At 48.8% G+C, this 603-nt stretch carries 1 protein-coding gene and 1 pseudogene; both read right to left on the reverse strand.

The features are described 5' to 3' along the window. Positions 1–194 (reverse strand): annotated as a pseudogene (locus R7Q48_RS28930) (ligase); the annotation flags it as partial. Beyond that, positions 160–603, reverse strand: a 444-nt coding sequence (locus R7Q48_RS28935) for a glycosyltransferase (protein ID WP_318133795.1), incomplete at its 5' end; no start/stop codon positions are given. The gene R7Q48_RS28935 and the pseudogene R7Q48_RS28930, both read right to left, overlap by 35 nt.

Raw genomic sequence — 603 nt, forward strand, 5'->3', positions numbered from 1 at the left:
AACAGTTGCTTTGCTCTTCCTTCTAAAATGATCAAGGCGATTAAGCCAACAGAAAGCAAACTTGCGATATCGGAAGGCGCAAGTGCCACGCCACCTACAGCGAATTTCACTGGGACAAAAAACAGTGCCAGAGCAATAGCTGCAAGGAGTGGAACGGTATTACTTATCGGTACAGAGCTGTTGGTAGATTCCATAATAGCCCTCTCGAAATTTGTCGATGGTGTAGAGTTTGGCTCGGTTGACGGAATAATGACTTGCCGAATTGTAAAGAGCCGCGTCTTCGCATAGCTCTGCAACCTTTTGCGCAAGCCGATTGCTATCACCGACTTCGAACAGATATTTTGAGCTGCCGGTAACCTCATCTAATCCCGGAACATCGGACGCGAGTACGGGCAAACCTGCTGCCATCGCTTCTACGGCGGCGAGCCCGAATCCTTCAACGTGGGAAGATTGCACGTACATATCCATATCGCTGAGAAAGAGAGGGATATCGGATACGACTCCGTGAAAATGCACGCGAGATAAAACGTTTAACGATTGAGCGAGTCGTTGAAGCGAGGCTTTTCTTTCTCCATCTCCGGCAAGGTGTAAGTGGTAGCACTC

This window comes from Vibrio sp. 378 (genome assembly GCF_033339435.1).